The organism is Pandoraea sp. NPDC090278 (genome assembly GCF_044772185.1).
Taxonomy (GTDB): Bacteria; Pseudomonadota; Gammaproteobacteria; order Burkholderiales; family Burkholderiaceae; genus Pandoraea.
In genome coordinates this window covers 196,723-222,101 of the sequence record NZ_JBIVYJ010000001.1, presented here as the reverse complement: position 1 = coordinate 222,101, position 25,379 = coordinate 196,723, and the positions used below count along the sequence as shown (strand labels likewise).

General features: G+C 62.9%; 26 protein-coding genes and 1 tRNA gene. 16 read left to right on the top strand and 11 right to left on the bottom strand.

What is annotated here, in order from left to right; all coding sequences use genetic code 11:
* Nucleotides 1-48 precede the first annotated feature (48 nt).
* The 3 genes from ACIQWO_RS00895 (at nt 49) to ACIQWO_RS00885 (ending at nt 2,086) form a co-directional block, all read left to right on the top strand.
* Complete coding sequence (locus ACIQWO_RS00895; RefSeq protein WP_402817992.1) at nt 49-711, top strand: phosphoribosyltransferase; 663 nt, start codon at nt 49-51, stop codon at nt 709-711.
* A gap of 243 nt (nt 712-954) precedes the next feature.
* Entirely contained in the window at nt 955-1,485 is a 531-nt protein-coding gene (locus ACIQWO_RS00890) for a glycine cleavage system protein R (RefSeq protein ID WP_402817989.1), read from the top strand.
* Nucleotides 1,454-2,086, top strand: coding sequence for an SRPBCC family protein (locus ACIQWO_RS00885; protein ID WP_402817986.1), 633 nt, complete (start codon nt 1,454-1,456; stop codon nt 2,084-2,086). The genes ACIQWO_RS00890 and ACIQWO_RS00885 overlap by 32 nt, the downstream gene beginning before the upstream one ends.
* A gap of 31 nt (nt 2,087-2,117) precedes the next feature.
* Here the strand turns inward: ACIQWO_RS00885 and ACIQWO_RS00880 are convergent, their stop codons facing one another.
* Both ACIQWO_RS00880 and ACIQWO_RS00875 read right to left on the bottom strand, forming a co-directional pair.
* On the bottom strand, nt 2,118-2,876 hold the full coding sequence (locus ACIQWO_RS00880; RefSeq protein WP_402817983.1) for an IclR family transcriptional regulator: 759 nt from the start codon (nt 2,874-2,876) through the stop codon (nt 2,118-2,120).
* 344 nt (nt 2,877-3,220) lie between these two features.
* Nucleotides 3,221-4,135 carry an NAD(P)-dependent oxidoreductase gene (locus ACIQWO_RS00875; protein ID WP_402817980.1) on the bottom strand — a complete coding sequence of 305 codons (915 nt, stop codon included), beginning with the start codon at nt 4,133-4,135 and terminating at the stop codon, nt 3,221-3,223.
* Nucleotides 4,136-4,435: 300 nt separating this feature from the next.
* On the opposite strand from ACIQWO_RS00875, the gene ybgC reads away from it, so the two are divergent.
* From ybgC to ACIQWO_RS00830, 9 genes are all read left to right on the top strand, one after another.
* Entirely contained in the window at nt 4,436-4,918 is a 483-nt protein-coding gene (ybgC, locus tag ACIQWO_RS00870) for a tol-pal system-associated acyl-CoA thioesterase (protein ID WP_402817978.1), read from the top strand.
* A 38-nt stretch (nt 4,919-4,956) separates the two neighbouring features.
* Nucleotides 4,957-5,631 carry a protein TolQ gene (gene tolQ / locus ACIQWO_RS00865; RefSeq protein ID WP_039399508.1) on the top strand — a complete coding sequence of 225 codons (675 nt, stop codon included), beginning with the start codon at nt 4,957-4,959 and terminating at the stop codon, nt 5,629-5,631.
* Nucleotides 5,632-5,652: 21 nt separating this feature from the next.
* A complete protein-coding gene (gene tolR, locus ACIQWO_RS00860; protein ID WP_046291400.1) occupies nt 5,653-6,087 on the top strand; it encodes a protein TolR in 435 nt (144 codons plus the stop codon).
* Entirely contained in the window at nt 6,084-7,121 is a 1,038-nt protein-coding gene (gene tolA, locus ACIQWO_RS00855; RefSeq protein ID WP_402817970.1) for a cell envelope integrity protein TolA, read from the top strand. The genes tolR and tolA overlap by 4 nt, the downstream gene beginning before the upstream one ends.
* A gap of 101 nt (nt 7,122-7,222) precedes the next feature.
* Nucleotides 7,223-8,515: a Tol-Pal system beta propeller repeat protein TolB gene (gene tolB, locus ACIQWO_RS00850; RefSeq protein WP_402817967.1), complete on the top strand. Its 1,293-nt coding sequence runs from the start codon at nt 7,223-7,225 to the stop codon at nt 8,513-8,515.
* A gap of 30 nt (nt 8,516-8,545) precedes the next feature.
* A complete protein-coding gene (locus ACIQWO_RS00845) occupies nt 8,546-9,046 on the top strand; it encodes an OmpA family protein (RefSeq protein ID WP_233325209.1) in 501 nt (166 codons plus the stop codon).
* A 10-nt stretch (nt 9,047-9,056) separates the two neighbouring features.
* Nucleotides 9,057-9,800, top strand: a complete 744-nt coding sequence (gene ybgF / locus ACIQWO_RS00840) for a tol-pal system protein YbgF (protein ID WP_246184598.1) — start codon at nt 9,057-9,059, stop codon at nt 9,798-9,800.
* A gap of 335 nt (nt 9,801-10,135) precedes the next feature.
* Nucleotides 10,136-11,251: a YeeE/YedE family protein gene (locus ACIQWO_RS00835; protein ID WP_402817963.1), complete on the top strand. Its 1,116-nt coding sequence runs from the start codon at nt 10,136-10,138 to the stop codon at nt 11,249-11,251.
* A gap of 106 nt (nt 11,252-11,357) precedes the next feature.
* Nucleotides 11,358-11,433, top strand: a tRNA-Lys gene (locus ACIQWO_RS00830).
* 68 nt (nt 11,434-11,501) lie between these two features.
* On the opposite strand, the gene ACIQWO_RS00825 is transcribed toward ACIQWO_RS00830, so the two are convergent.
* From ACIQWO_RS00825 to ACIQWO_RS00815, 3 genes are all read right to left on the bottom strand, one after another.
* Nucleotides 11,502-12,596, bottom strand: a complete 1,095-nt coding sequence (locus ACIQWO_RS00825) for an alpha/beta hydrolase (RefSeq protein WP_402817960.1) — start codon at nt 12,594-12,596, stop codon at nt 11,502-11,504.
* A gap of 106 nt (nt 12,597-12,702) precedes the next feature.
* Complete coding sequence (locus ACIQWO_RS00820; protein ID WP_402817957.1) at nt 12,703-13,497, bottom strand: inositol monophosphatase family protein; 795 nt, start codon at nt 13,495-13,497, stop codon at nt 12,703-12,705.
* Between the two features lie 78 nt (nt 13,498-13,575).
* The gene (locus tag ACIQWO_RS00815) at nt 13,576-14,535 is read right to left on the bottom strand and encodes a phosphatidylinositol-specific phospholipase C (protein ID WP_402817954.1); all 960 of its coding nucleotides are present in this window, start codon (nt 14,533-14,535) and stop codon (nt 13,576-13,578) included.
* Between the two features lie 65 nt (nt 14,536-14,600).
* On the opposite strand from ACIQWO_RS00815, the gene ACIQWO_RS00810 reads away from it, so the two are divergent.
* A complete protein-coding gene (locus tag ACIQWO_RS00810) occupies nt 14,601-15,641 on the top strand; it encodes a LacI family DNA-binding transcriptional regulator (protein ID WP_402817951.1) in 1,041 nt (346 codons plus the stop codon).
* Nucleotides 15,642-15,665: 24 nt separating this feature from the next.
* On the opposite strand, the gene ACIQWO_RS00805 is transcribed toward ACIQWO_RS00810, so the two are convergent.
* The 3 genes from ACIQWO_RS00805 to ACIQWO_RS00795 are packed head-to-tail and all read right to left on the bottom strand — an operon-like array spanning nt 15,666 to nt 18,667.
* Nucleotides 15,666-16,535: a carbohydrate ABC transporter permease gene (locus ACIQWO_RS00805; RefSeq protein WP_402817948.1), complete on the bottom strand. Its 870-nt coding sequence runs from the start codon at nt 16,533-16,535 to the stop codon at nt 15,666-15,668.
* Nucleotides 16,532-17,404, bottom strand: a complete 873-nt coding sequence (locus ACIQWO_RS00800) for a carbohydrate ABC transporter permease (RefSeq protein ID WP_402817945.1) — start codon at nt 17,402-17,404, stop codon at nt 16,532-16,534. The genes ACIQWO_RS00805 and ACIQWO_RS00800 overlap by 4 nt, the downstream gene beginning before the upstream one ends.
* A 15-nt stretch (nt 17,405-17,419) precedes the next feature.
* On the bottom strand, nt 17,420-18,667 hold the full coding sequence (locus tag ACIQWO_RS00795) for an ABC transporter substrate-binding protein (protein ID WP_402817942.1): 1,248 nt from the start codon (nt 18,665-18,667) through the stop codon (nt 17,420-17,422).
* 308 nt (nt 18,668-18,975) lie between these two features.
* Between ACIQWO_RS00795 and ACIQWO_RS00790 the strand changes: the two genes are divergently transcribed.
* Nucleotides 18,976-19,695, top strand: coding sequence for a hypothetical protein (locus ACIQWO_RS00790; protein WP_402817939.1), 720 nt, complete (start codon nt 18,976-18,978; stop codon nt 19,693-19,695).
* Nucleotides 19,696-19,766: 71 nt separating this feature from the next.
* Here ACIQWO_RS00790 and ACIQWO_RS00785 read toward each other — a convergent pair whose 3' ends face one another.
* The 3 genes from ACIQWO_RS00785 to ACIQWO_RS00775 all read right to left on the bottom strand — a co-directional run bounded on the left by ACIQWO_RS00785 (nt 19,767) and on the right by ACIQWO_RS00775 (nt 22,949).
* Nucleotides 19,767-21,332, bottom strand: coding sequence for a NuoM family protein (locus tag ACIQWO_RS00785; protein WP_402817936.1), 1,566 nt, complete (start codon nt 21,330-21,332; stop codon nt 19,767-19,769).
* Nucleotides 21,333-21,719: 387 nt separating this feature from the next.
* Entirely contained in the window at nt 21,720-22,346 is a 627-nt protein-coding gene (locus tag ACIQWO_RS00780; RefSeq protein WP_402817933.1) for a flavin reductase family protein, read from the bottom strand.
* Between the two features lie 90 nt (nt 22,347-22,436).
* Nucleotides 22,437-22,949, bottom strand: a complete 513-nt coding sequence (locus ACIQWO_RS00775; RefSeq protein WP_402817930.1) for a cupin domain-containing protein — start codon at nt 22,947-22,949, stop codon at nt 22,437-22,439.
* Between the two features lie 268 nt (nt 22,950-23,217).
* Between ACIQWO_RS00775 and ACIQWO_RS00770 the strand changes: the two genes are divergently transcribed.
* On the top strand, nt 23,218-23,871 hold the full coding sequence (locus ACIQWO_RS00770) for a DsbA family oxidoreductase (protein ID WP_402817928.1): 654 nt from the start codon (nt 23,218-23,220) through the stop codon (nt 23,869-23,871).
* Between the two features lie 6 nt (nt 23,872-23,877).
* Nucleotides 23,878-25,296 (top strand): MFS transporter, encoded by a 1,419-nt coding sequence (locus tag ACIQWO_RS00765; RefSeq protein WP_402817925.1) that lies wholly within the window; start codon nt 23,878-23,880, stop codon nt 25,294-25,296.
* The last annotated feature ends 83 nt before the right edge of the window (nt 25,297-25,379 follow it).

The following is a 25,379-nucleotide window of genomic DNA, read 5'->3' as shown; positions in this document are numbered from 1 at the left end:
GATGGGATGATTCCCGTCGCCTGCCGGGTTCGCCCCCGCGCCCTTGCCATGTCTGCCGTAGCCTCGTTTCTCGATCGTGCCGCCGCGGGCAATGCGCTGGCCGAAGTGCTCGCCACGAACGCGTTGCTGGCGAGCTGTGCGCCTCCCCTCGTGCTCGCCATCCCGCGTGGCGGCGTGCCGGTCGCCATGCCGATCGCGCGCCAGTTGAACGGCACGCTCGACGTGTTGCTCGCGCACAAGCTGCGCGCCCCCCATCAGGCCGAACTCGCGGTCGGCGCAGTCGACGAATTCGGTGGCATCTTTCTCGCCGACCATGCACTCTCGCTCGGTGCAACCGGCACGTATCTCTCGCATGAGAGCGCCCGTCAGCGGGCGCTGATTCAGCAGCGGCGTCAGGCCTATACGCCGGGACGCGGCGCACCGCACGTGACGGGACGCCCCGTCGTTATCGTCGACGACGGCATTGCGACGGGAGCGACGATGACGGCCGCATTGCGCGCCATGCGACGACTGGGCGCGACGCCGCTCGTCGCTTGCGCACCGGTCGGCGCACGCGACGCCATCGCCCGTCTGAGCGCGCTGGCCGACGCCGTCGTCTGTCTGGAAACGCCGCAGCCGTTCTATGCGGTCAGCGTGGCGTACAGCGACTTCGCACAGACGGACGACGCCACCGTCGTGGCGCTACTGGCGATGGCGGCGGATCGTCCTTGATTCGTGAGCCTCATCGATCCGGTAGCGCCCGCCAGCGTCCATCGGACACCGTCGCACGATCCTCTCCGACGACGCCCGCGCATCCGGCGTTGCCCGCCGTAGCGGCGCACCCCGCGATTGCACTACACTTGAGCCTGCTGCGCGTAACGTATCGGTCGACTCACCTTGAGTGACTGATACATCCCGAATCACGAGCGCGCGGCATGCGCCGCCTCTTGCCCCTCAGTGTCGATGGAGCCTGTGATGACGACGTCCCTGATTCTCAACGTGATCGGTCCGGATCGCCCGGGTCTGGTCAATGCGATCGCCGATCGCGCCACTGCCGCCGGTGCCAACTGGCTGGAAAGCCGTCTCGCCAATCTTGCGGGCCAGTTCGCGGGCATCATCCATCTTCAGGTTCCCGACGAGCACACCGCAGCGCTCACCCAAGCGCTGCACGCGCTTCAGACGCACGGCCTGCAAATCTCCGTCACCCACGCGCAAAGCGCCGCCGCCGATCCGGGCGCGCGCGCACTTCAGCTCGATCTGGTCGGACAGGACCATCCGGGCATCGTCAAGGAAATCTCGCACGTCCTGTTCACGCGCGGCATCTCCATCGACGAACTCGCCACTGAGTGTGTCGAGGGCTCGATGTCCGGCGGCACACTGTTTCGTGCGACGGCGCGCCTGCACGTGCCCGCGAGCGTGAGTACCGACGCATTGCGCGAGGTTCTGGAAAGCCTGGCCGACGACCTGATGGTCGATGTCGAACTCGATTCGCCTCCCGGTGCGTGAGCGCGTGCCGATGAAGCGAGTCTTCCTGTTCCTGCTCGGGGCGGTGGCCATCGTCGCCCTGCTGTCTTTGTTGCCCCTGCCGTTCGGGCGCCAGACGCATGTCGTCAACGTGGTCACGCTGCGTGCGCCGCCGCAAGACGTCTACAACTACGTGACGACGCCTGCGAACTGGCCGAAATGGCATCCGGCATCGCTCGCCGTGCAAGGCATGACCGATCATCCGCTGACGGTCGGGGAAGAAGTGGCAGAAGAATTCCGGCTCGCGGGGCGTCACGGCATCCTTCACTGGAAGGTCGTGGAGGCAAAGCCGCCGTTCGAGTGGCGCATCGAAGGCGAGGTCAACCGGCGGCCGTCGGGCGCAGTGCGCTACACGCTGACGCCGGACGGCACGGGCACGCGCTTCAAGCGCGACTTTATGTATCGCACCCCGAATCTGCTGTTTTTGATCCTGGATCCGGTCTTTATCGGCCCGCGCATGCGTGCCGAGTCGGCGCAGGGGGCCAAGCAGCTGGAGCAGATGTTCGAGGCGCTCGCGCCGGGCGTGCCGTCACCGGCCTCTGTGCCGGACGCCGCCAGCAGCGCAGGGCAAGCAGGGCAGTAGACGACGCCCTGCCCTCCCTGCACGCGGATGATTACTCGTTGAAGGTCGCCGCCATGGTCTCGGCAGCATTCTGAAGTTCAGGCAGGAATGTCATGAGCTTTTCGAGCGTGCAGTGTTGCGCGCTGGCCTGCACGGCGATGGCCGCACACGCGCGGTTGCGGTCGAGCATCACCGGCACCGCGACGGCGATCATGCCCGGCACGTGCTCTTCGTTATTCGTGCCCACACGGCGCTTGCGCGTCTCGACGAGTTCCTCACGCAAATCTTCCAGATCGGTGATGGTGTTCTCGGCGCGCGGACGCAGCGGCAAGTGCGCGATCAGCTTCTCGCGCCGTGCTCTCGGCAGGAACGCCAGCAACAGCTTGCCGCTCGCCGTGCAGTGCAGCGGCACGCGCGAGCCGGGCGAGAGCTTGAGCTGACGCGACCAGTCGGTCTCCACGCGATCGAGATAGACGAGGTCGTCGCCCGACAGCATCGACAGATTGCAGGTCTCGCCCAGCTTGTCGACCAGTTGCTGAAGCACGGCATGGCGCGCCGCCGCTGGCCCCACATGCATCAGGGCATTGATGGCCATGGCACGCACACGCGACGACGGTTCGTAGTGTCGGCTGCCCGCTTCACGGGTCACGAGCCACGCGGCTTCGAGTTGTTTGAGGATGCGATGCACTGTCTGCTTGGGCAGACCGATCGCGGCGACGATCTCCGCGAGTGTCATCGGGGCGCCTGAGGCGCTGAGGATTTCGAGAATACGAAATGCGCGGACGGCCGCGGCGTTCGACTGATTGCTCATGCCGGTTGGGTCTCGGGTTCGAGTTGTGTTCTAGATCGTTATCGCTCGCGGCGGCTCCCTCCAGTCCCACATCGACACGCCACCGCGCCAGCCCGCTCCCAAGCTTCCACGTCGCCGTGCCGTCGCGCCGCGACGTCCCGTTTTCCGCATTCTAGTGCCAATCGTCTATTCAGACGATTGGAGATAAACCCGGAGAGATGTCTGATATTTCATACCAACGGCCGGAGACCGGAGGACGGCACTTCCGGAACGGCCTGCGACCGGCGTCACAAACCGTCCCCACAGTAGCCCAATAGCGCTACAGCGCCGGACGCCCGATCCCGGACGCCCTGACCCGCTGACAGTTACGCCTTGCCCGACAACACACGCAGACGGTGGATCAGGCTGGACGTGTCCCAGCGCGAACCGCCCAGCGCCTGAACGTCGCCATAGAACTGGTCGACGAGCGCCGTGACCGGAAGCGTTACGCCGTTGCGCTGCGCTTCGGCCAGACACAGTCCGAGGTCCTTGCGCATCCAGTCGACCGCGAAGCCGTAATCGAACTTGCCGTCGATCATCGTCTGGCCGCGATTGTCCATCTGCCAACTGGCTGCTGCGCCCTTATTAATAACGTCGAGCACGAGCGGCATGTCCAGACCGGCGCGCTGACCGAAGTTGATGGCTTCCGACAGCCCTTGCACGAGGCCAGCGATACAAATCTGGTTGACCATTTTGGCCAACTGACCGGCCCCGGCTTCGCCGATGCGCGTGACGGCACGGCCATAAGCCCCGAGCGTGGCGGACACGCGGTCGAACGCTGGCGCATCGCCACCGCACATGATCGTGAGCACGCCGTTCTTGGCGCCCGCTTCGCCGCCGGAGACCGGGGCGTCGACGAAATGCAGGCCCTTCTCGCGCGCGACGGCATACAACTCGCGCGCCACATCGGCCGAGGCGGTGGTGTGGTCGACAAAGACAGCATCCGCCTTCATACCCGCGAATGCGCCGTGCTCGCCGAGCACGATGCTGCGCAGGTCGTCGTCGTTGCCCACGCAGGCAGCGACGATGTCGGCGTCGCGCACGGCCTCGGCAGGCGTGGCCGCCGCATTGCCGCCGTGCTCCTTGGCCCATTGCTGCGCCTTGGCCGCCGTACGGTTATAGACCGTCACCGAGTGACCGGCACGTTGCAGATGGCCAGCCATCGGGTATCCCATCACGCCCAGACCGAGGAAGGCGACGCGAAGGGATGCGGCGGGAGATTGCGTTGTGGGGGAAGTCAATTCAAGGGCCTCGCAGGTTGGTTCACTATGAGCGACCGGAGGGCACGCAGTGCAGGCGTGCGCATACGGCGGTCTTGTCTGAAATACAGGGGGCTTGCGAGCCGTCATTATAGAGACGGCCGCCGCCCGCACGCCAGCGCCATCCCCCGTCGCACGGGGCATCGCGACGATTTCGCCCCAGTTTGGTGCTCGCCCGGACGGTCCGGACGCCTTTCAATAATCGCTCGTAACAATCCGGGGTTCCGGCCTGTTTGAAAAATTGTGTTTCCGTGACTGGCGTTACCGCTCCGTTCCGATACAATGCGCGGCATGGCTGATTTTGATACCTGTTGGTCAATTCGCGTTTACTACGAGGACACGGACGCCGGAGGCGTCGTCTTCTACGCCAACTATCTGAAATTCTTCGAACGGGCCCGAACCGAGTGGCTCCGTTCGCTCGGCATCGAGCAACTTGAACTGGCCCGCAATACCGGAATGATCTTTATTGTGCGCGCCACGGCACTCGATTACCTGAGCCCTGCCCGGCTCGACGATCTCGTCGTCATCAAAAGCCGCATCGAACGTATTGGCGGCGCCTCCGTCGACTTCCTTCAGGAAGCCTGGCGCGACGCCCCCGACGGTAGCAGCGAACTGTTGGCGCGCGGTAGCATCAAAATCGGCTGCGTGGCCGCAGACACGTTGCGCCCGGGCAAGATTCCCGCGCACGTGCGTCTCGCCATGCAATCGGCAGCCAGGACGGCTCAAGCCTTAGCGGACGCAGCTGCCCAATCGGCAGCCGCCTGAAGCCAAGACAATAATTCCGGTCAGTCAATAACCACACCATGCCCGATCAAGACCTTTCCATCATTTCGCTGGTCATGCATGCCAGCGTGCTCGCCCAGGCAGTCATGGGCCTGCTGCTGCTGCTCTCGCTGCTCTCGTGGACGCACATCTTCCGCAAGATCTTCGCGATCCGCCGCGCGCGCGCCCAGACCGAGCGCTTCGAGCGCGACTTCTGGTCCGGCGGCGATCTTCAGGCGCTGTATCAAAGCGCACTGAACAACCGTCACCAGACCGGCGCGCTGGAGCGCATCTTCGAATCGGGCATGCGCGAATACATCAAGGCGAGCGAGAAAGGTCTGAACGATCCGCACGCGATTCTTGACGGTGCGCGCCGCGCCATGCGGGCTTGCTATCAACGTGAAATGGACTCGCTCGAAGCGAATTTGCCGTTCCTCGCGTCGGTCGGTTCGGTCAGCCCGTACATTGGTCTGTTCGGTACGGTGTGGGGTATCATGAACGCATTCCGCGGCCTCTCGAACGTGCAACAGGCAACGCTCGCCAACGTGGCGCCGGGTATCGCGGAAGCGCTGGTGGCCACGGCCATCGGTCTGTTCGCCGCTATCCCTGCCGTGGTTGCCTACAACCGCTTCGCCACCGACATCGACCGGCTGTCGATCCGCTTCGAGAGTTTCGTCGAAGAATTCTCCAACATCCTGCAACGGCAGATTCACTAAGCATTCCGGGAGCGCCGAGACATGGCAGGTTCTATGCGCAACGCTCGCCGCGGCCGTCGCGCCATGGCGGACATCAACGTCGTACCGTACATCGACGTGATGCTGGTGCTGCTCGTCATCTTCATGGTGGCCGCCCCGCTGGTCGCGCCGTCGATCGTCAATCTGCCGAGCGTCGCCAACGCGAGCCCGCAGCAGCAGACGCCGCCGGTGGTCGTCAATATCGAAGCGGACAATCGCATGCTGGTGCGTTACAAGGATGGTGAAAACACCATCGAGCAACGCATGAGCGCGGGCGATCTGACCGGTTTCCTGCAAGGCCGTCAGGCGGCGAATCCGGATCAGCCGGTCGTCATCGCCGCCGACAAGTCGGTGCGGTATGAAATCGTCATGAACGTGATGTCCGATCTCAAGGCTCAAGGCGTGAAGCGCGTGGGCCTGCTCGTCAAGCAGAAATGAGTCGCACTGTAGCTCGCTCCGACCTTCCCATCGGTCCGCGCAAGGATGAGCGCGGCACGGGACGGGCATTCCTTCTCGCGCTGTTCATGCATGCGCTGCTGTTCGCCCTGCTCTTCTATGGCATGCGCTGGCAGAACAGCTCGCCCGCCGGTTCCGAAGCGGAATTGTGGACGCCGACCGAAGTGGCCGAGCCCACGCCGCCCGTCGTGACGCCACCGCCCACACCGGCCCCGCCGGCCGTGGCAGCCCCCACGCCGCCGGCCGAAGACGCCGACATCGCCCTCCAGCAAAAGAAACGCAAGCAGGAACAGCAAGCCGCCGAACAGGCACGCCTGCTCGAAGCGCAGCAGGAGAAGGCGCGTCAGGAAGCTCTCAAGCAGAAGCAACTTGCCGAGCAGCAGGCGGCTGCCGAAATCGCGCGCAAGAAGGCGGCAGACGATGCGGCGCGCCAGCAAAAGCTGGCCGATCAGAAGAAAGCTGACGAACAGAAACGTCAGAAGGAAGAAGACGCCAAGAAGGCCGAACAATTGAAGCAGCAACAATTGGCAGACGCGCAGAAGAAAGCGGATGCCGAGAAGAAGGCTGCGGAAGACAAGGCTGCCAAGGCCAAGGCGGCGAAGGAAGCCGCTGCGCAGAAGGCGGCGGATGCGGCGCGAGCCGATCGTCTGGCTTCGTTGCGCGGCATGGCGGGTGGCACTCCGGGCGCGACCGGCAACGGTCTGGGCTCGCAGGCGGGCGGTACCGGCTCGGGCGCCGGCGGCACGGCATCGGCGGGTTACGCCGACCGGGTGCGCGCCAAGGTCAAGCCGAATATCGCTTATGGTGGCGACACCGAGGGCAATCCCACGGCGGTCGTGACGGTACGTCTGGCACCGGATGGCAGCGTACTGTCGATGCAGTTGGCCAAGTCGAGCGGCAACCCCGCGTGGGACGCCGCCGTACAGGCCGCCATCACCAAATCCGACCCGTTGCCGCGCGACACGAACGGCAAAGCCCCCCCGACCGTCAACCTGCGCTTCAGTCCAAAAAACTGAGTGTGTTGTCAAACGGGAACGAAAACCGAGCGATGCGAGTCCATTTTCATTCGAATGTGGTAAAAATGGCCCTTGCAACGCGTAACTGACCAATCGAACGCATGCGAATCTCCAGTCAATATGCATGGCGTGCGCTGGTGGCCACCTGGCTCACCGCGGCTTGCACGATCGCCCATGCGCAGACACCGCTGACCGTCGACATTACGGGTGTCGGCTCCAACCGATACCCGATCGCCGTGTCGAACTTCAAAGGCACGGCGCCGACGGATATCGTCGCCGTCGTCAAGGCCGACCTGAGCAATAGCGGTCGCTTCAACCAGATCGATACGGGTGGTGCCACCGTGGGTGTGGACGATTCGGTCGATCTCGGCACGTGGCGCGCCAAGGGCGCGAATGCTTTCGTCTCCGGCACCATCACGCCATCGGGCAACGGCAACTTCCAGGTCAGCTTCCGTCTTTACGATGCCGTGAACGGCCAGCCGCTCGGCGGTCTGGCGCTGACGTCGTCGCAAGCCAACCTGCGTCTGACCGCACATAAGATCGCCGACTACATCTACCAGAAGTTGCTGGGCGATCGCGGCGTGTTCGCCACGCGTCTGTCGTACGTGCTGCACAACGGCCCGAACTACCAGCTTCAGATTTCCGACTCCGACGGTCAGGACGCACGCGTCGCCCTGAACAGCCGCGAGCCGATCATCTCGCCGGCCTGGTCACCGGACGGCACGAAGGTCGCTTACGTCTCCTTCGAGAAGCGCAAGCCGGTCGTGTACATCCACGATCTGCCGAGCGGCCGCCGTGCTGTGCTCGCGAACGAGAAAGGCAACAACTCGGCACCGTCGTGGGCGCCGGACGGCAGCAAGCTGGCCGTGGCCCTCTCGCGCGACGGCAACACGCAGATCTATCAGGTCAACGCCAATGGCGGTGGCCTCAAGCGTCTGACGCGCAGCGGCGCGATCGACACCGAACCGCAGTATTCCCCGGACGGCAAATGGATTTACTTCACGAGCGATCGTGGAGGTGGTCCGCAGATCTACAAGATGCCGGCCGGTGGCGAGAGTGAAGGTGGCGCGCAGCGCGTGACCTTCAAGGGGAGTTACAACGTCAGCCCGCGAATCAGTCCCGACGGCAAGTTGCTCGCGTTCATCGCGCGTCAGGGTGGCGGATTCAAGCTGAGCGTGCAGGATATGAGCACTGGCGATGTTACGGCTCTGACCGACACCAGCCACGACGAGTCACCGAGTTTTGCCGCGAACGGCAAGTACATTCTTTATGCAACGCAGTCCGGGGGCCGGAAGGTTCTCGCGGCAGTCTCGGTGGACGGGCAAACCCGGCAGATTCTTCAGGTTCGAGGAGGGGAAGTTCGCGAACCCTCCTGGGGCCCTTTCATGCAATAACATCAACAGCAACATCAAACGGAGGCTCATATGAGTTCCCTGCTTCGTAATATCCTCGCCATCTCTTCGCTGGCCGCTCTGGCCGCTTGCTCGTCGGGCGTGAAGCTCGACGACCAGGCTAACGCCAACAAGGGTCAGACCACGACCGACGCACGCGCCGTCGCCCCCGTCGACGCATCGGCTGACGAACTGAACAACCCGAACGGCCCGCTCGCCAAGCGCAGCGTGTACTTCGGTTTCGATTCGTACAGCGTCGATTCGCAATACACCCCGCTGCTCCAGGCTCACTCGGCCTTCCTGTCGAAGTACTCGCAACGTCACGTGCTGCTGCAAGGCAACACCGACCCGCGCGGTACGAGCGAGTACAACCTGGCCCTGGGTCAGAAGCGTGCTGAAGCCGTCCTGAAGACCATGACGGCACTGGGCGCCAACGCCGGCCAGATGGAAGCCGTGTCGCTGGGCAAGGAAAAGGCTACGGGTACCGACGAAGCCACCTGGGCCCAAGACCGTCGCGTCGACCTGGCTTATTGATTGAATCGTCATGACGTCTCGTTTGCTTAAAAACATGATCTGCGCGGTGACGCTCGGCACTTCGGTGCTGAGCCCGCTCGCGCATGCCGGATTGTTCGACGACGACGAGGCGCGCAAAGCGATCCTCGATATCCGCAGCCGTCTGGATTCGGACAAGCAGCGGATCGAGGGGCTCACGCGCAACGTGCTGGATTTGAACAACCAGATCCAGCAGTTGCAACGTGATCTGGCCGATCAACGCGGCCAGAACGAAGATCTGAAGAACCAGCTTGCGAACCTGCAACAGAGTCAAAAGGATTTCTACAACGACCTCGACGGCCGTCTGAAGAAATTCGAACCGCAGCAGATGACCGTCGGCGGCGTGACCGGCACCGTCCAACCGGGCGAGAAGGAAGTTTTCGACGCCGCGCTGACGAAATTCCGCAACGGTGACTACAAGGGTGCGCAAACGGATTTCCGGACCTTCACGGCGAAGTATCCTGCCAGCCCGTATCAACCCGAAGCTCAGTTCTGGCTTGGCAATGCGCAGTACGCCAACAAGGATCTGAAGGGTTCGACTGCGACGTTGCAAGGGATCGTGACGAAGTACCCGACGAGCCCGAAGGCTGCCGAGGCCATGCTGGCAATTGCCAGCAACCAGGCGGAATCCGGGCAGACTGCGGCAGCAAAGAAAACGTTGCAGGATCTGGTGGCCAAGTACCCGGACACCGAATCGGCAGCGGAGGCCAAGAAGCGCTCGGCCAAGCTGAAGTAAGACGCCCCCTGGGAGGTTGAGCGAACCAACCTTCCGTGTGAGGTCACTCGTCAAACGAACGACGCCGCCCCTGGGCGGCGTTGTCGTTTCCGGCGCGCACTTTGCAAGCGATGGGCATGACCTCAAGTAGAATACGGACTTTCCAAACGTTCGAGGCGCGGCGTCTCAGGGGATGCGTGTGGACCGTCAGTGTCCTGCACGTCATGGCGACCGTACCCGCGATGTGATCGTGCACAGGTTGCGCATCACGTCTGATAACAACACTGCCGGCCGCGCCCCGTGGCTCGCGTCAACGTATCGAACGGCCAGCCCGGCCGCTATCGTCTTCTCGCCTCATGACCGACGTCGATCTGAACGCCCTCTCCCACACTGTCGTGTGGCTCACCTTTGGCCTGGCCTTCGTGTTTGGTGCTGTGCTCCAACGCACGCATTTCTGCACGATGGGCGCACTCTCCGACATCGTGAACATCGGCGACTGGAATCGCATGCGGATGTGGTGGCTCGCCATCGGCGTCGCGACCATCGGCACGGGGGTGCTCGCATCGCTGGGCATCGTCGATCCGGTCAAGGCGATTTACACGACGCCGCGCTTCACCTGGCTCTCGTATCTCGTCGGCGGCTGGTTCTTCGGCTTCGGCATGGTGCTCGCGTCCGGATGTGGCAGCAAGACACTCGTGCGCATCGGCGGTGGCAATCTGAAATCGTTGCTCGTCTTCGTGATGATCGGCGTCTCGGCATACATGACGCTCAAGGGCTTGTTCGCCGTCTTCCGCGTGGCCGCGCTCGATAGCGTGCAGACGACGTTTGCGACGTCGCAGGATCTGCCCACACTCCTTGGCGGTCTGTTCGGCGGCGACGTGCACCGTGCGCAACTCGTGCTCGGCCTGATCGTTGGCGGTGCATTCGTGATTGCCGCCGTTGTCCGGCGCGAATTCTGGACGTTCGACAATCTGCTCGGCGGGCTCGTGGTGGGCGCGATCATCGTGGCGCTCTGGTACGTCTCGGGCAAGATCGGTTACGTCGCCGAGAATCCGAACACGCTCGAAGAGAGTTTCGTTGCGACGAACTCCGGCAAGATGGAAGCGCTGTCGTTCGTCTCGCCGCTGGCTTACACGCTGTATTGGCTGATGATGTGGAGCGACACGAGCAACGTCATCACGCTGGGGATTTCGAGCGTGCTGGGCGTGATCGCCGGTTCGTTTGTGTACGCCCTCGTATCGCGCAACTTCCGCTGGGAAGGTTTCCACGGGACGGAAGACACGGCGAATCACATGGTCGGCGGCGCGTTGATGGGGTTCGGCGGCGTGACGGCGCTGGGTTGCACGGTCGGACAGGGGCTGTCGGGTGTGTCGACGCTGGCGGTCGGCTCGTTCGTCGCCATCGCGGCGATTCTGGTGGGCGGCGTCTGTGCGTTCAAGTATCAGATGTGGCGCATTGAGCGCAGTGTTTGAGCGTAATTCGCGCGCAACTACGAGAAATAGCCCTGAAATGGACACATCCGCGTCACAGAAGTCTTGACACTATAACGACCGCAACGCTATAATCTTTTTCTTCGTTGGGTCGTTAGCTCAGCTGGTAGAGCAGCGGACTTTTAATCCGTTGGTCGCAGGTTCGAATCCCGCACGGCCTACCAAACGAATTCGAAGGGCTGCACACTGTGCAGCCCTTTTTCTTTTGCGGTCGGAAATGTCGCGGGCTTGCTTACCGCGCCGACCCTGATGCGTTCGGCGCAGTGCCTGCGATCACCGGACACAACGTCGGCAACGCGCGACCGAACAACACAGCGAGACCGCAGGCGGATGTGAACATGCCAAGTCCGTCATGTCCGACGCCGGGCACTTCTACGACCTTCTGCGCGAGGCCATCCGGATGCCGCTGCTTCAGGTAGTCGAAATAGGCCAACCCTCGCGCGAGCCGGTACGGGCCCTGCGCCATTCCAGCACATGAACGATCGATGAAGTGCGTGTACGGATTCGTGTCGGCCTGCCCGAGCAGGTACACGACATCGCGTGATACGTAACGCGCTTCCAGGTCGCGCACGTCCTGTGACGCAACGTAGGGAGGCGCGGACTTCAAACCGTACTTCCATTGCGTCGCACGCGGACAACTGCCGTTCGCCATCGCCTGCTTGTTCGGCCGCTCGTCGTCGAAATACAGATAGCTCGACGGATTCGCCACCACATAGCGCAGCGCAATGCCGACACGTGCGAGTGAATCCCCCTCCCGCCCCGTCACGGCATAGCGCTGCAACAACTGCGCCCCCGCAGAGTGCCCCATCATGACGACGGTCGATAACGACGGATACAAGCGACGGTCGGCGAAATGCGCGAGCAACGCGTCGAGCGCCTCGAACGAGCTGATAGGGCCCGGAGTGCGTGCGGGCTCGCCGCCTTTCCATCCTTCCTGAGACCACGCGAGTGTTGAGGCGGGCAATGAAAACGCCCGCGTATCGGCGGGCGTCAGAAACTGGGGTGCTACGACCATCGTGCTCTTGCGGTCCTCGTCAGCCTTCTCGACAACTTGTAGCCCCGAGGCGTAGTACACGTCGGCATTGCGCAGTGTGCCGTGAATGACGATGAACACACGCGTGACGTCGGGTGCAGGCTGATCCACCGGATGGTCCGCATAGACGGGCAACGTACCGTTACCGTGCGACGTATCGACGGCAATACGCTGATCCGCGACCGCTTTGACGGGCGCCTCAAGACGCGCCTTCTCGCTGGACGTCGCCGCCTGAACAGGCTGTGCGAAGACCACCACACCAATGACTGCGACGGCAACAGAAATGAATGACATGGTGACGGACCGGATGAGTTGATTGGACGAAACACGAGAGACACGGTTCAAGCACCCGCGTAGCTTACTCCGGCGGTTGCTCCGTCGCTCGCCCGCCCACCATCAGTCACTGCATCGTCCGGCTATAACGCTCCAACTTCGGCAACATCTGCGCATACACCGCCGGGTTGCCCGCGACGATTTCGCCTAGGCGCAGGAAATCGCCACCGCCCGCGTAATCGCCCACCCGGCCGCCTGCCTCGGTGATCAGCAGACTCCCGGCGGCCATGTCCCATGCGTTCACGCCCTGCTCGAAGAAGCCGTCCAACCGCCCAGCGGCAACGTTCGCGAGATCCAGCGCGCAAGCCCCCGGGCGGCGCAATCCAGCGCACGCACCGCTCATCTCGACGAACAAGCGCGTGTAGGTCTCGACGTCGTCCGTCTCCCGGAACGGGAAGCCAGTGCCGATCAGCCCATCGGCCAGTTCCGCCCGCGCGCCCACCCGGATCGGACGCTCGTTCAGAAACGCCCCGCCACCACGCGTCGCCGTGAACAGCTCGTTTGCGTTCGGGTCGTAGACCACCGCCTGAACCACCTCGCCCCGATACGCCAGCGCAATCGACACGCAGTAATAGGGAAAACCGTGGATGAAGTTCGTCGTACCGTCCAGCGGATCGATGATCCATTCGAAATCGGAACCGCCCGCCTCACGCCCTGATTCTTCCGCCAGAATCGCGTGATCCGGATAGGCCCGCCGAAGCATCTCGATAATCGCCGCCTCCGACGCCTTGTCGACCTCCGTCACGAAATCGTTGTGCTGCTTCTTGCTGACGGTCAGCCGGTTGAGATCGCCCGAGGCGCGATGGATGATCTGTGCCGCGCCGAGCGCAGCATGGATCGCGACATTAAGCATGGGATGCATGGAACGAAATCCTGATGAAGAACGGCGACAACAGCCGCCCGAGGGATAAAACGAAACACAAGCGCGCGTGACGGAGCATCACGCCTCCATTGAACGCGGGGCATCGTCGACATCCGACGAGTCACGCCGCCAGCGCACGTTTCGCGCCACCAGCTCACGCACCAGCGCCCAATCCGCGTGCTCGCAGAAATCGACCATCATCGTGCCGCACGCCCCGTCGAACACGGTCAGCCGCGCGCTCAGCATGTCGTTGATGCCGCGTTGATCGGGCCTGACACCGCCACAAGCCACGCGATACGGATTCGCGCCCATGCCGGTACCGCTGCAAAAACTGACCACCCAACGCTCAGCCGCAAGCGCATCGCTGCGAGCCAGCAGCGCATCGATCCTCTGCCACTTGAAATCGATGGACGCTTCCACCGGCACACGGTACTCATCCTGAATCGTGAACGACGCACCGGCCCGCTCAATATCGAACGTCGCGTTATCCAGCCACGCCGTGAGATCGATCCCCATCGGCGCAATCGCTGTCGGCGCACAGGCAAAGCGCCGCAACAACACAATCGCCCCGCGCACGTCCCCCAGACGAGGAATCGTGTCGCCCAGATACCAGCGGACATGCGCCGCGTAGCGCTCGACGTACGACGCAAAGGTCTGCGCGAAACTGCGCGAACAGTGCCGGTCGCCGCACTCGTCCTTCACCGACATCACGATGCATTCGCCCGGATGGCGCACGAAAAACGCCGCACATGTTGCGATGACGTCGTCGAACATCAGCCCCAACGCAATGCGCTGATGATTGATGTGAAACACATCGTCTTCGTGACGACAGCGAATATCGAGCACCCGCACGCCGCGCGCCAGTTGAACGGCGAGACTCGCACGCTGCGTCCGGGCAAGCGCGTCGTCCACGGTGTAGGCGCATGTGTCGTGACTGCCGGGCATCGTCAGGCAGTTGAGTGGGATGTCGTCACGCAGATCCGTCATCCAGGCGGCCGGTGCGACACGTGCTACCGTTGCATCTTGTTCGTTCGTCATCTTCTTGCCCTTTTCGTCGTGCACGCTGCGCGAAGCAAGCTTTGCGTCCCCTTACTCGCCACGCCATGCCGAAGAAACAAACGTCCTGGGTCACCGCCGCCGACGTCGCCCGCCGCGCGGGAGTGTCGCGCTCCGCCGTCTCGCGCGCGTTCTCGCCGACCGCCAGCATCGCCCCGGAGACCCGAGAGCGCGTCATGGAAGCCGCACGCTCGCTCGGCTATCAGGTCAACCTGATCGCCCGCGAAATGATCATGCAGCGCAGCAGCATGGTCGGCGTTGTCACCGCAGGCTTCGAAAACCCGTTCCGCGCGAAGCTCCTCGCACAAATCATTGCCGCCCTTGGTCGTCACAAACTCACCCCCATCGTGGTGAACGCGGAAGATCCCGTGCAAATCCAGCAGTCGCTCGACATGCTGCTGAGCTACCGGATCGGCGGCATCATCATGACGTCGGCCTCTCCCCCGCTCGGACTCGCCCGCCAGTACCTCGAAGGCGAGATTCCCGTGGTGATGATCAACCGCGCGTCGAACCTGCCCGGTGCAGACGTGGCAGTGAGCGACAACGCCGAAGGCGCCGCACTCGCGGCCCGGCTCCTGATCGACGCCGGCGCGACACGCCTCGCCTTTGTCGGTCCGACCAAACCCAGTTACAACGGTCGCGCCCGCTGCGCTGGCTTCCTTCGCGCGACGCAACTCATCGCCAAGGAAGACCCGAAGCTCGCTCATCCGGTCGAAACCCACAGCACGCCGGGCGACACCTACGAATGCGGCGTCGCCGCTGCGCACGCCCTGCTCGCGCCGCTCGACTGGCAAGCCCCACGCCCCGACGGCGTGTTCTGCTCGTCCGATCTGCTCGCGCTCGGCTTCATCGACACGGCGCGCCTGCACTTCGGCATGCGCGTACCGGAGGACATCCGCATCGTCGGCTTCGACGACATTCCCGCCGCGAGCTACGACAACTACCAGCTCACGACCATCGTTCAGGACACGCATGCGCTGGCGGACACCGCCATCGAACTGCTCATCGACCGCATGAACGCGTTCTCAGGTGTCTCGCGAACGCGCATCGTCCCGGTCACGAGCGTCGTGCGGAAAACCTGCGCCTGACGACCTCGACCTCGACCTCGCCCATCACTTGAGTCCACCGGAGAACCCGTGCAGCAAATAGCGCTGCACGTATCCCGCAACAGCCAACGTCGGCAGCGATGCGATCATGCCCACGCTCATCAGATCGCCCCAATCGATGCCGTTCTCCGTGACGTAGCCCGCCACCGCGAGCGGCAACGTGAACTTGCTCGGCGACGAGACGAACAGCAGCGCAAGCAGAAACTCGTTCCACGCGGCGATCAGCACGAAGATCGCCGTCGCCACCAATCCCGGCGCACACAGCGGCAACATGATGTCCACCAGCCGACGGAACAGCCCTGCCCCATCGATACACGCCGCTTCGTCGTAATCGACGGGAATCTCACGCACGAACGACAGCAGCATCCAGATCGACAGCGGCAGCGTGTACACCTGATAAGCGAGCATCAGCCCGACTTCCGAGTCGAGCAGATGCAACGTCTTCGCCAGCGAAAACAGCGGCACGGCGACGGTAATCGGCGGCATCAGCTTGACCGCCAGCACCAGCATCAGAAAAACCACGTCGAGCCGCCCCGGAAAGCGCAAACGCACGAGCGCGTAGGCCGCCGGAAACGCCAGCGTCAGCGACAGCAGCGTCGTGCCGCAGCTCACCAGCAGGGAATTGAGCACCTGACGGCCGATGCCGCTCTCCCATACCGTCTGAAAGTGCTGCAAGGTCGGTGTCTGCGGCCACAGCGCCAGCGGATGATCGAGACGCTCCAGCGTCGGCGTGAACGCCGCGCCGAGCATCCAGACACACGGCAGCAACAACATCGCCAGCGCAGTGATGCGCAACGTCCAGAGCAGCGTTTGCTGCCCCGACCGGCGGAACGTAAGCGACGCGGGCGACCTGGGAGACGACGTACCTGCACTCATCGCGCCCCCCGCTTACGAATCGACATCCAGACATTGACCGAGACGAGCACAGACGCGACGAGCAACATCAGCACCGACGCCGCACTCGCGGGCCCCACGCTGAAAAAGCGAAATCCGGTGTCGTAGACATAGGTCGACAGTGTCTGCGTCGCATTGCCGGGGCCACCGCCGGTAAGCGCGTAGACCTTGTCGAACAACTTGAACGTATCGATCGAGCGCAACAGCATGGCCAGCACGAACTGCGGCACGAGCAGCGGCAGCGTGATGTCGCGCAGACATTGCCACTCGCTCGCGCCGTCGGTGCGGGCCGCCTCGAACAACTCCGGATCGATGGACTGAATACCTGCGAGCACGATCAGGAAGGCCATGGGCGTCCATTGCCAGACGTCCACAAGAATCAGCGACCAGATCGCCAGCCCCGGATCGGACAACCATTGCACGCCCGGCAGACCGAACTTCGCGAGCAACGCGTTCAGGAACCCGCTGAAATTCAGCCAGTTGCGCCAGATGGCCGAGCACACCAGCGTGGAAAGCATCATCGGCAGGATCAACAGCGGCATGACGAAACGCCGCCCGCGAAACGCACGGGAGAACAGCAACGCCAGCGCTGCGCCGAGCACCACCTCGCACACCGATGCCACGATCGTAAAGTGCACCGTGTTGAAAAAGCTCGCGGTGAAGTTGTCGTCGGCGAGCACCGTCCGATAGTTCTTCAGCCCGGTGAACGCCCGGTGCCCCGACGCGTAGTCGACCTGGAAGAACGAATCGAACAGCACTTGCAGTACCGGATACAGCGCCAGCACAGCGATAACAAGGAAGGCTGGCCCCACCAGCCAGATCAGGGGCCACCAGCGACGTGCAGCATGCATGGAATCGTCGGGACGTTAGTTGGCCGCAGTCGTGAGCACCGGCGCGATCTTCTGCGACGCCTGACGCAGCGCAGCTTCCGGCGTGAGTTGCCCCGTAATCACGAGTTGCAGGGCGTCGCCCAGCAAGCTCTCGATCTGCTCCCAGTTCTTCACGCGCGGACGCGCACGTCCGGCTTCAAGCGCCTTCAATTGATCCGGATACCAGCGGAATTGCTTCACGAGCGCGGGATCTTCGAACACGCTCTTGCGCGTGGGCGGAATGCCCATGACGGCCAGACGCGTCTGCGTATCGCGCGACGTCAGATACGCCAGGAATTCCTGTGCGAGCGCGGCATGCTGCGCGTCTTTCGGAATGGCCATCTGCCAGATGCCGAGCATCGGCGCCGGCCCCTTGACCTGTCCCGGCGGCGCCTGCAATGCGACCTCGCCAACGACTCGCGACTGCTTCGGATCGTCCAGCGCGGGCACCCACGCAGGCCACACTTCGATGGCTTGCGCCGCCGCGCCCTTTTGCAAGGCATCGCGCACTTCGGCTGCGCCGTAGACCGCGACATCCTTCGGGGCATGCGCCTTGAGCGCGACGAACATCTTCAGTGCGGCAAGCGCCTGCGGCGAATCGATGGCAGCCTTCCCATTCGCGTCGATCACGTCGCCGCCATACGCCCATAGAATCGGCAGGAACCCCGTCACGACGGGATTACCCTTCGTGCCGCGAAACACCACGCCGGACACGCTAGCGTCGGTGCCGGTCGTCTGAGCGATCTTCAGCACGTCGTCCCAGTTGCGCGGTGCTTGCAGCTTGTGCTTCGCGAGCAGATCGCGACGATACGCAAACATCTCGACGTTACCGACCACCGGCAGCGCGTACAGATTGCCGTTCGGCGCACGGCCGAGCGCTACGGTCGAAGCCACCATGTCGGCGTCGACCAGCGTCGCAGGCAGCGGTTTGAGCCAGCCGTTCGCCATGAATTCGGGCGACCACGTGTCGTCCATCATCACGAGATCGTAGGCACCCGTGCCTTCGCGCATCGACAGCTTCAGCTTCTGATAGAGGTTCGCGTTCGGCAGCTTCAACAGCTCGATGTCTGCGGACGGATGAGACTTCTTGAAGCTCGCGACGGCCTCGGCAAGGCCCTTGCCGTAGATATCGTCACGCCCGGCGATCACGAGATCGGCCGCGCTCACGCTCGTCGCCACGACGAACAGGCCAACGGCGGCGGCAACAGCGGCTGACAAAGCGCGCAGACGGATAGACAGTTTCATGCGATCTCTCACTGGGTTGACGATGGCATCGAGCGTTGTTTGCACACGTGTGCAAACTCATCACTGAAAAATGCCACTTGCATGGCATGACCGTCATTCTGGCGAGGGATCGTTAAAGAATTGTGGCAAGCGAGACGCCCGCCCTCGCTAAAGTTTTCGGCTCAGGTGCCGAAGAGAGATTTCATGCCCCGAAAAGTTGAGCATTGACGTCGCCCCCTCCGAGGTTAGCGATGAAATACCCGACTTCGGGGTACACGGGGAAAGGCAGCGGTACGCCTTGGAAGTCAGATGTCGAGGAGAAAAATTATATGTGGGTGAAAGCAGTGCTGGGCACGCTTGCCGGTGTGGTGATGATGCAGGCGGCGCATGCCGACGACGCGGGAGACTGGATGACGGTGGCGGAAACGCCGAAGTTGGTCTGGCAGGGAAAGCGCGGTAGCGGCTCGATGACCAATGTCGACGGCAAGAAGAACAACGGTTACAAGTACCTCTATCAGAAGAAGAATAAGGCCAACAATACGTACGATTACGGTCAGGCCGTGGTGTTGCTCGAAGCGTGCCGCAAGGGTTACGGGTTCGTGTACTACAACGGCATGGAAGGCCAGTACGTGAGCAAAGACCAATTCGTGCGATTCGGTCCGACGGTGGCCGACAATATCGGCACGATGGCCTGCCTGAGCTGGGACAACGAGACCGGGCACGTCTCGCTTGCCGAGAAGAAAGATGCGTGGGAGTTCATCGTCTCGGTCAAGGACTCGGGCAACAAGGTCTATCTGAAGAACGATACCGCACGCAAGCGTGCATTCAAGGGCAAGCCGTCGGTGTCGATGCTGTCGCGCTTCGACAATCTGCGTGAGAACAGTTTCGACTACAACGAAGTCATCATCGCGTCGTCAGATTGCGAGCGCGGTTACGGCACGCTTTACGAACTGAATTTCGACGGCAGTGTTACTGACAAGTGGGACATCGCGCTGAACGGCAAGTCAGTCGCTTCAGCGATCGGCGACGCCGTTTGTGGCAAACGATGAGCCATTGATTCGTGAGCGGCGAATAAAAAATGGGCGCTTCATAGCGCCCATTTTTATTGAGTCACGACGGATTACGCATCCGGTCGCGCGCCCTTCACCACCACGGCCGCGTGTCCTGCAGCATCACCGTGGCGACGCCCTGCCATCTCGCTGCTGCCAGGATCGCCAGCAGGCAAACGGTGATTTTCGATGTCCTGCACGACCTGAATCGCCGTAGCGTCGATGCCATCGGTCAGCGGCTTCGGATCGAGGCCGATGCCCAGCACCATCACGGCCATTGCGCCGAGCAGCGCGAACTCACGGCGGCTCACGTCCTTGAGCGACGCCACGCGGGCGTTGCCCACACGACCGAAGATCACGCGCTTGTACATCCACAGCGTGTAAGCCGCGCTCAGCACCAGCGTGAGCGACGCGAGCGCGCCGATCCAGAAGTTCGCCTTGATCGCGCCCATCAGCACGAGAAACTCGCCAACAAAGCCCGACGTGCCCGGCATACCGACGTTCGCCATCGAGAACAGCATTGCGAAGGTCGCAAAGCGCGGCATCGTCGCGGCCACACCGCCATAGGCATCGATGGACGAGCTACCGGTGCGGTCATACAACATGCCCGTGCACAACAGCATGGCGCCCGACACGATGCCGTACGAAATCATCTGCATCACGGCGCCGTCGGTCCCCATCTCGGAGAATAGGAACAAGCCGAGCGTCACCAGCCCCATGTGCGCCACCGCCGAGTACGCCAGCAGCTTGCGCAAATCGGTCTGCACCAGCGCCACCAGACTCGCGTAGATCACCGCGACCAGCGAGAGCACCACCATCAGTGGCGCGAGGAAATGGCTGGCGTCCGGCAACAGCGGCAGGTTAAAGCGCAGCAGCCCGTAACCGCCCAGCTTCAGCATGCCGAGCATGACAGCCGCACCGGTCGGTCCGTCGAGGTGCACCTCGGGCAGCCACGTGTGGACCGGCCACATCGGAACCTTGACCGAGAACGCCCCGAGAAAGCCGATGAACAGCATCACCTGAATCGCGAGCGGCAGATGTAGCGCCTGCCAACGTGCAATGTCGAAGCTCTGCGTCTGCATGTACAGATAGAGCATCGAGACCAGCATCATCAGCGAACCGGTCAGTGAAAAGAAGAAGAACTTCACCGCTACGCGCGTGCTGTTAGCCCGGCCGTAGACACCGATCAGCAGGTACAGCGGCAACAGCGTGGCTTCGAAGAAGACGAAGAACAGCATGCCGTCCTGCGCCGTGAACACGCCCTGCATCAGGCCGGAGAGCACGAGGAAGCTACCGAAGTACGAACTCATGCGCGTGGTCACGGCGCGCCACGATGCGAGCACGACGATGATCGTCGTCACACCGGTCAGCGCCACAAGCCACAGCGAGATGCCGTCGATGCCCACATGCCACGACGCGTCGAACGAGTCGATCCAACGGAAGCGCTCGACGAATTGCAAACTGGACACACTGGTCCGGAATCCGCGCACGAGCGACACGAGCGGCGCAGCCGAGATGACGGCGGCGACGAGCGACGCCCAGCGAACGGTATTGGGGAATCGATCCTGGCCGAGCAGCATGACGAGCGCGCCAGCCACGATGGGAAGCCAGATCAGAAGGGACAGGATGGGAAACATTGGGGGGTCCTGGTGTGCCGCAACAAAAAACGAGCGCAAATGCGCTACGTTGACGGCGCCAGGGACGAACCTACTCCGCGCGTGTCGCGAGAGCGAAACGCGCAAATCGAGGCTGTTCAATGCCTGCGGGAGGGGACGCCGGGCGCAGGGGCGTCAACGAAGGTGGCAAGCATACGCGTCCGAAATACATTTTGCATCGCAGCAAATTTTACAAATGATTGCGAGCGCTATGTCCGACCGGCCGGTCGGGGATTACCGCATCGACGAGAACACCGCGTGACAAAGGGCCGGAGTCCGGATGCGCACGCACATGACAAAGTCAATCGATGCGCGCGCCGATTTCGTCAATAACGCATTGTGGAATTTGAGGACAGTGCGGCGAGTTGCTCAGGCCTTCGGACGACGCAGATCGAACATCGGCCCGATCTCGGCATAGTCGCCGAGATAACCCGCGCGCATGACCGGATGTGCTTTGGCCGTATCGAAGAGCCCGTCTTCGCGCAGGAACTCGCGACGGATGTGCACGCCGACCACCTGCCCCAGTGCAAGCCAGTTGTTCATCGGCTTGCCTTCCAGATCGTGCATGCGCACGATCTGCAGCAACTTGCATTCGAGCGACGCGGGCGACTCGGCCACGTGCGGCACGTCCACATTGACGCCGGGGGCTTTGGTCAAGCCCGCCAGTTCGAATTCGTCGACCTCATGCGGCACGGGGGCGGACGTCCGATTCATCTGCTCGACGAGCGACTTGCTCGTCAGATTCCAGACGAACTCGCGCGTGGCTTCAATGTTTGCGATGGAGTCTTTGTAGCCCTCGCTGCAAAACCCGATGATGGCCGGGAACGACGCGAAAGCACCGAAGAAGCTGTACGGCGCGAGATTGACGCGACCTTGCGCGTCGCGGCTCGAAATCCAGCCGATCACGCGCGGCGCGACAATCGCCTTGAACGGATCGTGGGACAGGCCGTGGCCTTTGGCCGGGTCGTAGAAGTGAACGTCGTCGGGATGGGACATGGGGGTCAGTCATCAGCTGTGTTGCGGGATTGCGTCGATGCTATCGCACTCTGCGAGGTTGCGTCGGCAGACCGTTACACCATTCCAACGTTACACCGATGCGCCGCGCCCAAGTCGCGCAATCAGTTCGCCGTACGCTGGCCACTGCGCGGCGAGCGCCGTCGGGTCGGCCATCTCGAAGTCCTCGAAGGCGAAGCCCGGCGCGACGGTGCATCCGACCAGCGCAAAACTTGTCGACGGTGCGGGCTGTGCCGCGAACCAGTGGCCTGCGGGAACCACGTGCTGCAACTGCTCGCCGTTCTCAACATCGTGTCCGAGACACGTTGTCGTGAGCCGACCGGACGAATCGATCTCGTGAATCCAGAGCGTGCCGCCGAGATGAAAGTGCCAGACTTCGTCACTGCGAATGCGATGAAACGCGGAAAAGTCGTTCGCTTCGAGCAAATAGAGAATCGCAGTGGAAATGCTGCGCGGACCGGAGAAGCCACCGGGCAGCGCGTCGGCGGCGACCGTGCCAGCGGCGCGATACGTCTCGCGATAATGCCCCCCCTCGGGATGTGGCATAAGGCCCAGCGAGGCGACGAGATCGGCGGCAGACGGCATATCGGACTCCTTGTAGGTCATTCGGGGGGAAACAATGGAGGTGCTCACGATGCCGATTCACCAGCCGAAACAATCATTCCGACGATCAAAACATCCATCGACATCACGCGCCCCCGTCACATTAGCCCAAAATGCGCGCGGGTAAAGGGTTCTGCACATGACGGTGCGGGAATCGGCGAGATTTATCGATTTGTGCGACGATTGCCATGTTGCGTCGCGCAAGGCGACGCGTTTTTCATTGCACGCGCCGCGTTGGCGCCGTCAGATCATGCCTGCCACTCTCAAGATTGACTTTGTCTCCGATGTCGCCTGCCCGTGGTGCGCCATCGGTCTTGCCTCATTGAAGACGGCGCTCGCCCGTCTGGGCAACGAGGTCGAAGCCGACCTGCACTTCAGCCCATTCGAACTGAATCCGGACATGCCTGTCGAGGGCGTGCCGCTTGCCGACTACATGTCGCGCAAGTACGGTCTCTCGCCGGAGCAAATGGCGCAGAACCGAGCGAACATCAGCGCCCGTGCTGCCGCCGAAGGTTTCCCGATGCGCATGGAGTTGCGCACGCACGCCTACAACACGTTCGATGCGCATCGTCTGTTGCACTGGGCGCAGACCGTGGGCAACGACAAACAGCTCGCCCTCAAGGAAGCGCTGTTCCGCGCGTACTTTGTCGACGGCAAGCGCACGAGCGATCCCGAAGTACTCGTCGATGCCGTGCAACAGGCCGGACTCGACGCCACTCGCGCGCGCGAGATTCTGTCGACGGACGAGTATGCCGATCAGGTGCGTGCGCTGGAGCGCCACTATCAGAATCTCGGCATCAGCTCGGTACCGGCGATCATCTTCAACAACCGCCATCTCGTGAGCGGCGGTCAGCCGCCGGAAGTCTTCGAGCAAGCCATCCGTCAGATTCTGGCCGAGGGCTGATCCGTCATGTCGTCGTTGCCTCCGACCGCCGACACGTCGACGGTAAGCGCGCCGCCCGCCCCTGCCGCGGCGCAATTGCACGAGCCTCCTGCCACCGGACGCGGGCTCGCCATGACGGCGATTCTGCTCGCCGTATCGCTCGCCAGTCTCGATACCGCCATCGCCAACACGGCCTTGCCGCAGATGGCGCTCGATCTGAATACGACGCCGTCCGCCTCGGTCTGGATCGTCAACGCCTACCAGTTGGCGATGGTCGCAACGCTGCTGCCCTTCGCATCGCTGGGTGAACGCGTCGGCCACAAGCGCGTGTTCATGTGGGGCGTGGCCGTGTTTCTCGCAGCGTCGCTGCTGTGCGCGCTCTCGCCGTCGCTCGGCTTCCTTGCGGGGGCACGTGTGCTGCAAGGCGTGGGCGCTGCGGCGGTCATGAGCGTGAACATTGCGCTGATCCGCTTTCTGTATCCGGCGGCGCAGTTGGGACGCGGGGTCGGGCTAAACGCGTTGATCGTCGGCATTTCGTTCGCCATCGGGCCGACGGTCGCGTCGCTCGTGCTGGCATTCGCGAGCTGGCCGTGGCTGTTCCTGATCAACGTGCCGACGGGATTGCTGGCGCTGGCATTCTCGCGCCGCAACCTGCCCGACACGCCGCGCAGCGAACACAAGCCGGACATGATCGCGGCATTGCTCAACGTGCTGACGTTCTCGTTGCTGATCTTTGCGCTGAGCCAAAGTGCGCAACAAGCCGACTGGCATCTGACGCTGACCTGCTTCATCGGCGCGCTCGTCTTCGGCTGGGCGTTGATCCGACGCGAGCGCGGCCATCGTGCGCCGATGCTACCGGTCGATCTGATGCGTCTGCCTGCGTTTGCGTTGTCGACGCTCACAGCCATCTGCGCCTTCGCGACGCAAGGGTTGGGACTGGTCTCGCTGCCCTTCTACTTCGAGAACGTGCTGCATCGCAGCCCTATCGAGACGGGTTTCCTGATGACGCCGTGGCCGTTCTTCGTGGCCGCGATTGCGCCGGTCGCCGGACGTCTGTCGGACAAGTATCCGCCGGGGGCGCTGGGGGCTATCGGTCTGGCAATGCTGAGTGCGGGTATGGCGTTGCTGGCGATCATGCCGGAGCACGCGCAGTTGTGGGATATCGGCTGGCGCATGGGCCTGTGTGGGCTGGGCTTTGGCTTCTTCCAGTCGCCGAACCTGAAGGCATTCATGCACAGCGCACCGCCGGAGCGCAGCGGCGGCGCGAGCGGCATGGTCGGAACGTCGCGTCTGCTGGGGCAAGCGACGGGCGCCGCGCTCGTCGCACTGGCGCTGGGCCTGTTCGGTACGCACGGTTCGACGTGGGCGCTGGCATGGGGCGCAGCGTTTTCGGCGGCCGGGTGTCTGGCGAGTGGGTTACGACTAGTAGGAAAGCGCGCGCACTGATTTCGTTTGCTCGCATCGCAAAGCAAAGCCCCGCCAAGCGCGGGGCTTTGTCGTTTCTGAGCCTCCCTTGTTGACAGGTCGAG

Coding starts and splice junctions, on each gene's coding strand:
- ACIQWO_RS00895 (WP_402817992.1), top strand. CDS start 49: ATGTCTGCCGTAGCCTCGTTTCTCGATCGTGCCGCCGCGGGCAATGCG.
- ACIQWO_RS00890 (WP_402817989.1), top strand. CDS start 955: ATGACGACGTCCCTGATTCTCAACGTGATCGGTCCGGATCGCCCGGGT.
- ACIQWO_RS00885 (WP_402817986.1), top strand. CDS start 1,454: ATGTCGAACTCGATTCGCCTCCCGGTGCGTGAGCGCGTGCCGATGAAG.
- ACIQWO_RS00880 (WP_402817983.1), bottom strand. CDS start 2,876: ATGAGCAATCAGTCGAACGCCGCGGCCGTCCGCGCATTTCGTATTCTC.
- ybgC (WP_402817978.1), top strand. CDS start 4,436: ATGCGCGGCATGGCTGATTTTGATACCTGTTGGTCAATTCGCGTTTAC.
- tolQ (WP_039399508.1), top strand. CDS start 4,957: ATGCCCGATCAAGACCTTTCCATCATTTCGCTGGTCATGCATGCCAGC.
- tolR (WP_046291400.1), top strand. CDS start 5,653: ATGGCAGGTTCTATGCGCAACGCTCGCCGCGGCCGTCGCGCCATGGCG.
- tolA (WP_402817970.1), top strand. CDS start 6,084: ATGAGTCGCACTGTAGCTCGCTCCGACCTTCCCATCGGTCCGCGCAAG.
- tolB (WP_402817967.1), top strand. CDS start 7,223: ATGCGAATCTCCAGTCAATATGCATGGCGTGCGCTGGTGGCCACCTGG.
- ACIQWO_RS00845 (WP_233325209.1), top strand. CDS start 8,546: ATGAGTTCCCTGCTTCGTAATATCCTCGCCATCTCTTCGCTGGCCGCT.
- ybgF (WP_246184598.1), top strand. CDS start 9,057: ATGACGTCTCGTTTGCTTAAAAACATGATCTGCGCGGTGACGCTCGGC.
- ACIQWO_RS00835 (WP_402817963.1), top strand. CDS start 10,136: ATGACCGACGTCGATCTGAACGCCCTCTCCCACACTGTCGTGTGGCTC.
- ACIQWO_RS00825 (WP_402817960.1), bottom strand. CDS start 12,596: ATGTCATTCATTTCTGTTGCCGTCGCAGTCATTGGTGTGGTGGTCTTC.
- ACIQWO_RS00820 (WP_402817957.1), bottom strand. CDS start 13,497: ATGCATCCCATGCTTAATGTCGCGATCCATGCTGCGCTCGGCGCGGCA.
- ACIQWO_RS00815 (WP_402817954.1), bottom strand. CDS start 14,535: ATGACGAACGAACAAGATGCAACGGTAGCACGTGTCGCACCGGCCGCC.
- ACIQWO_RS00810 (WP_402817951.1), top strand. CDS start 14,601: ATGCCGAAGAAACAAACGTCCTGGGTCACCGCCGCCGACGTCGCCCGC.
- ACIQWO_RS00805 (WP_402817948.1), bottom strand. CDS start 16,535: ATGAGTGCAGGTACGTCGTCTCCCAGGTCGCCCGCGTCGCTTACGTTC.
- ACIQWO_RS00800 (WP_402817945.1), bottom strand. CDS start 17,404: ATGCATGCTGCACGTCGCTGGTGGCCCCTGATCTGGCTGGTGGGGCCA.
- ACIQWO_RS00795 (WP_402817942.1), bottom strand. CDS start 18,667: ATGAAACTGTCTATCCGTCTGCGCGCTTTGTCAGCCGCTGTTGCCGCC.
- ACIQWO_RS00790 (WP_402817939.1), top strand. CDS start 18,976: ATGTGGGTGAAAGCAGTGCTGGGCACGCTTGCCGGTGTGGTGATGATG.
- ACIQWO_RS00785 (WP_402817936.1), bottom strand. CDS start 21,332: ATGTTTCCCATCCTGTCCCTTCTGATCTGGCTTCCCATCGTGGCTGGC.
- ACIQWO_RS00780 (WP_402817933.1), bottom strand. CDS start 22,346: ATGTCCCATCCCGACGACGTTCACTTCTACGACCCGGCCAAAGGCCAC.
- ACIQWO_RS00775 (WP_402817930.1), bottom strand. CDS start 22,949: ATGCCGTCTGCCGCCGATCTCGTCGCCTCGCTGGGCCTTATGCCACAT.
- ACIQWO_RS00770 (WP_402817928.1), top strand. CDS start 23,218: ATGCCTGCCACTCTCAAGATTGACTTTGTCTCCGATGTCGCCTGCCCG.
- ACIQWO_RS00765 (WP_402817925.1), top strand. CDS start 23,878: ATGTCGTCGTTGCCTCCGACCGCCGACACGTCGACGGTAAGCGCGCCG.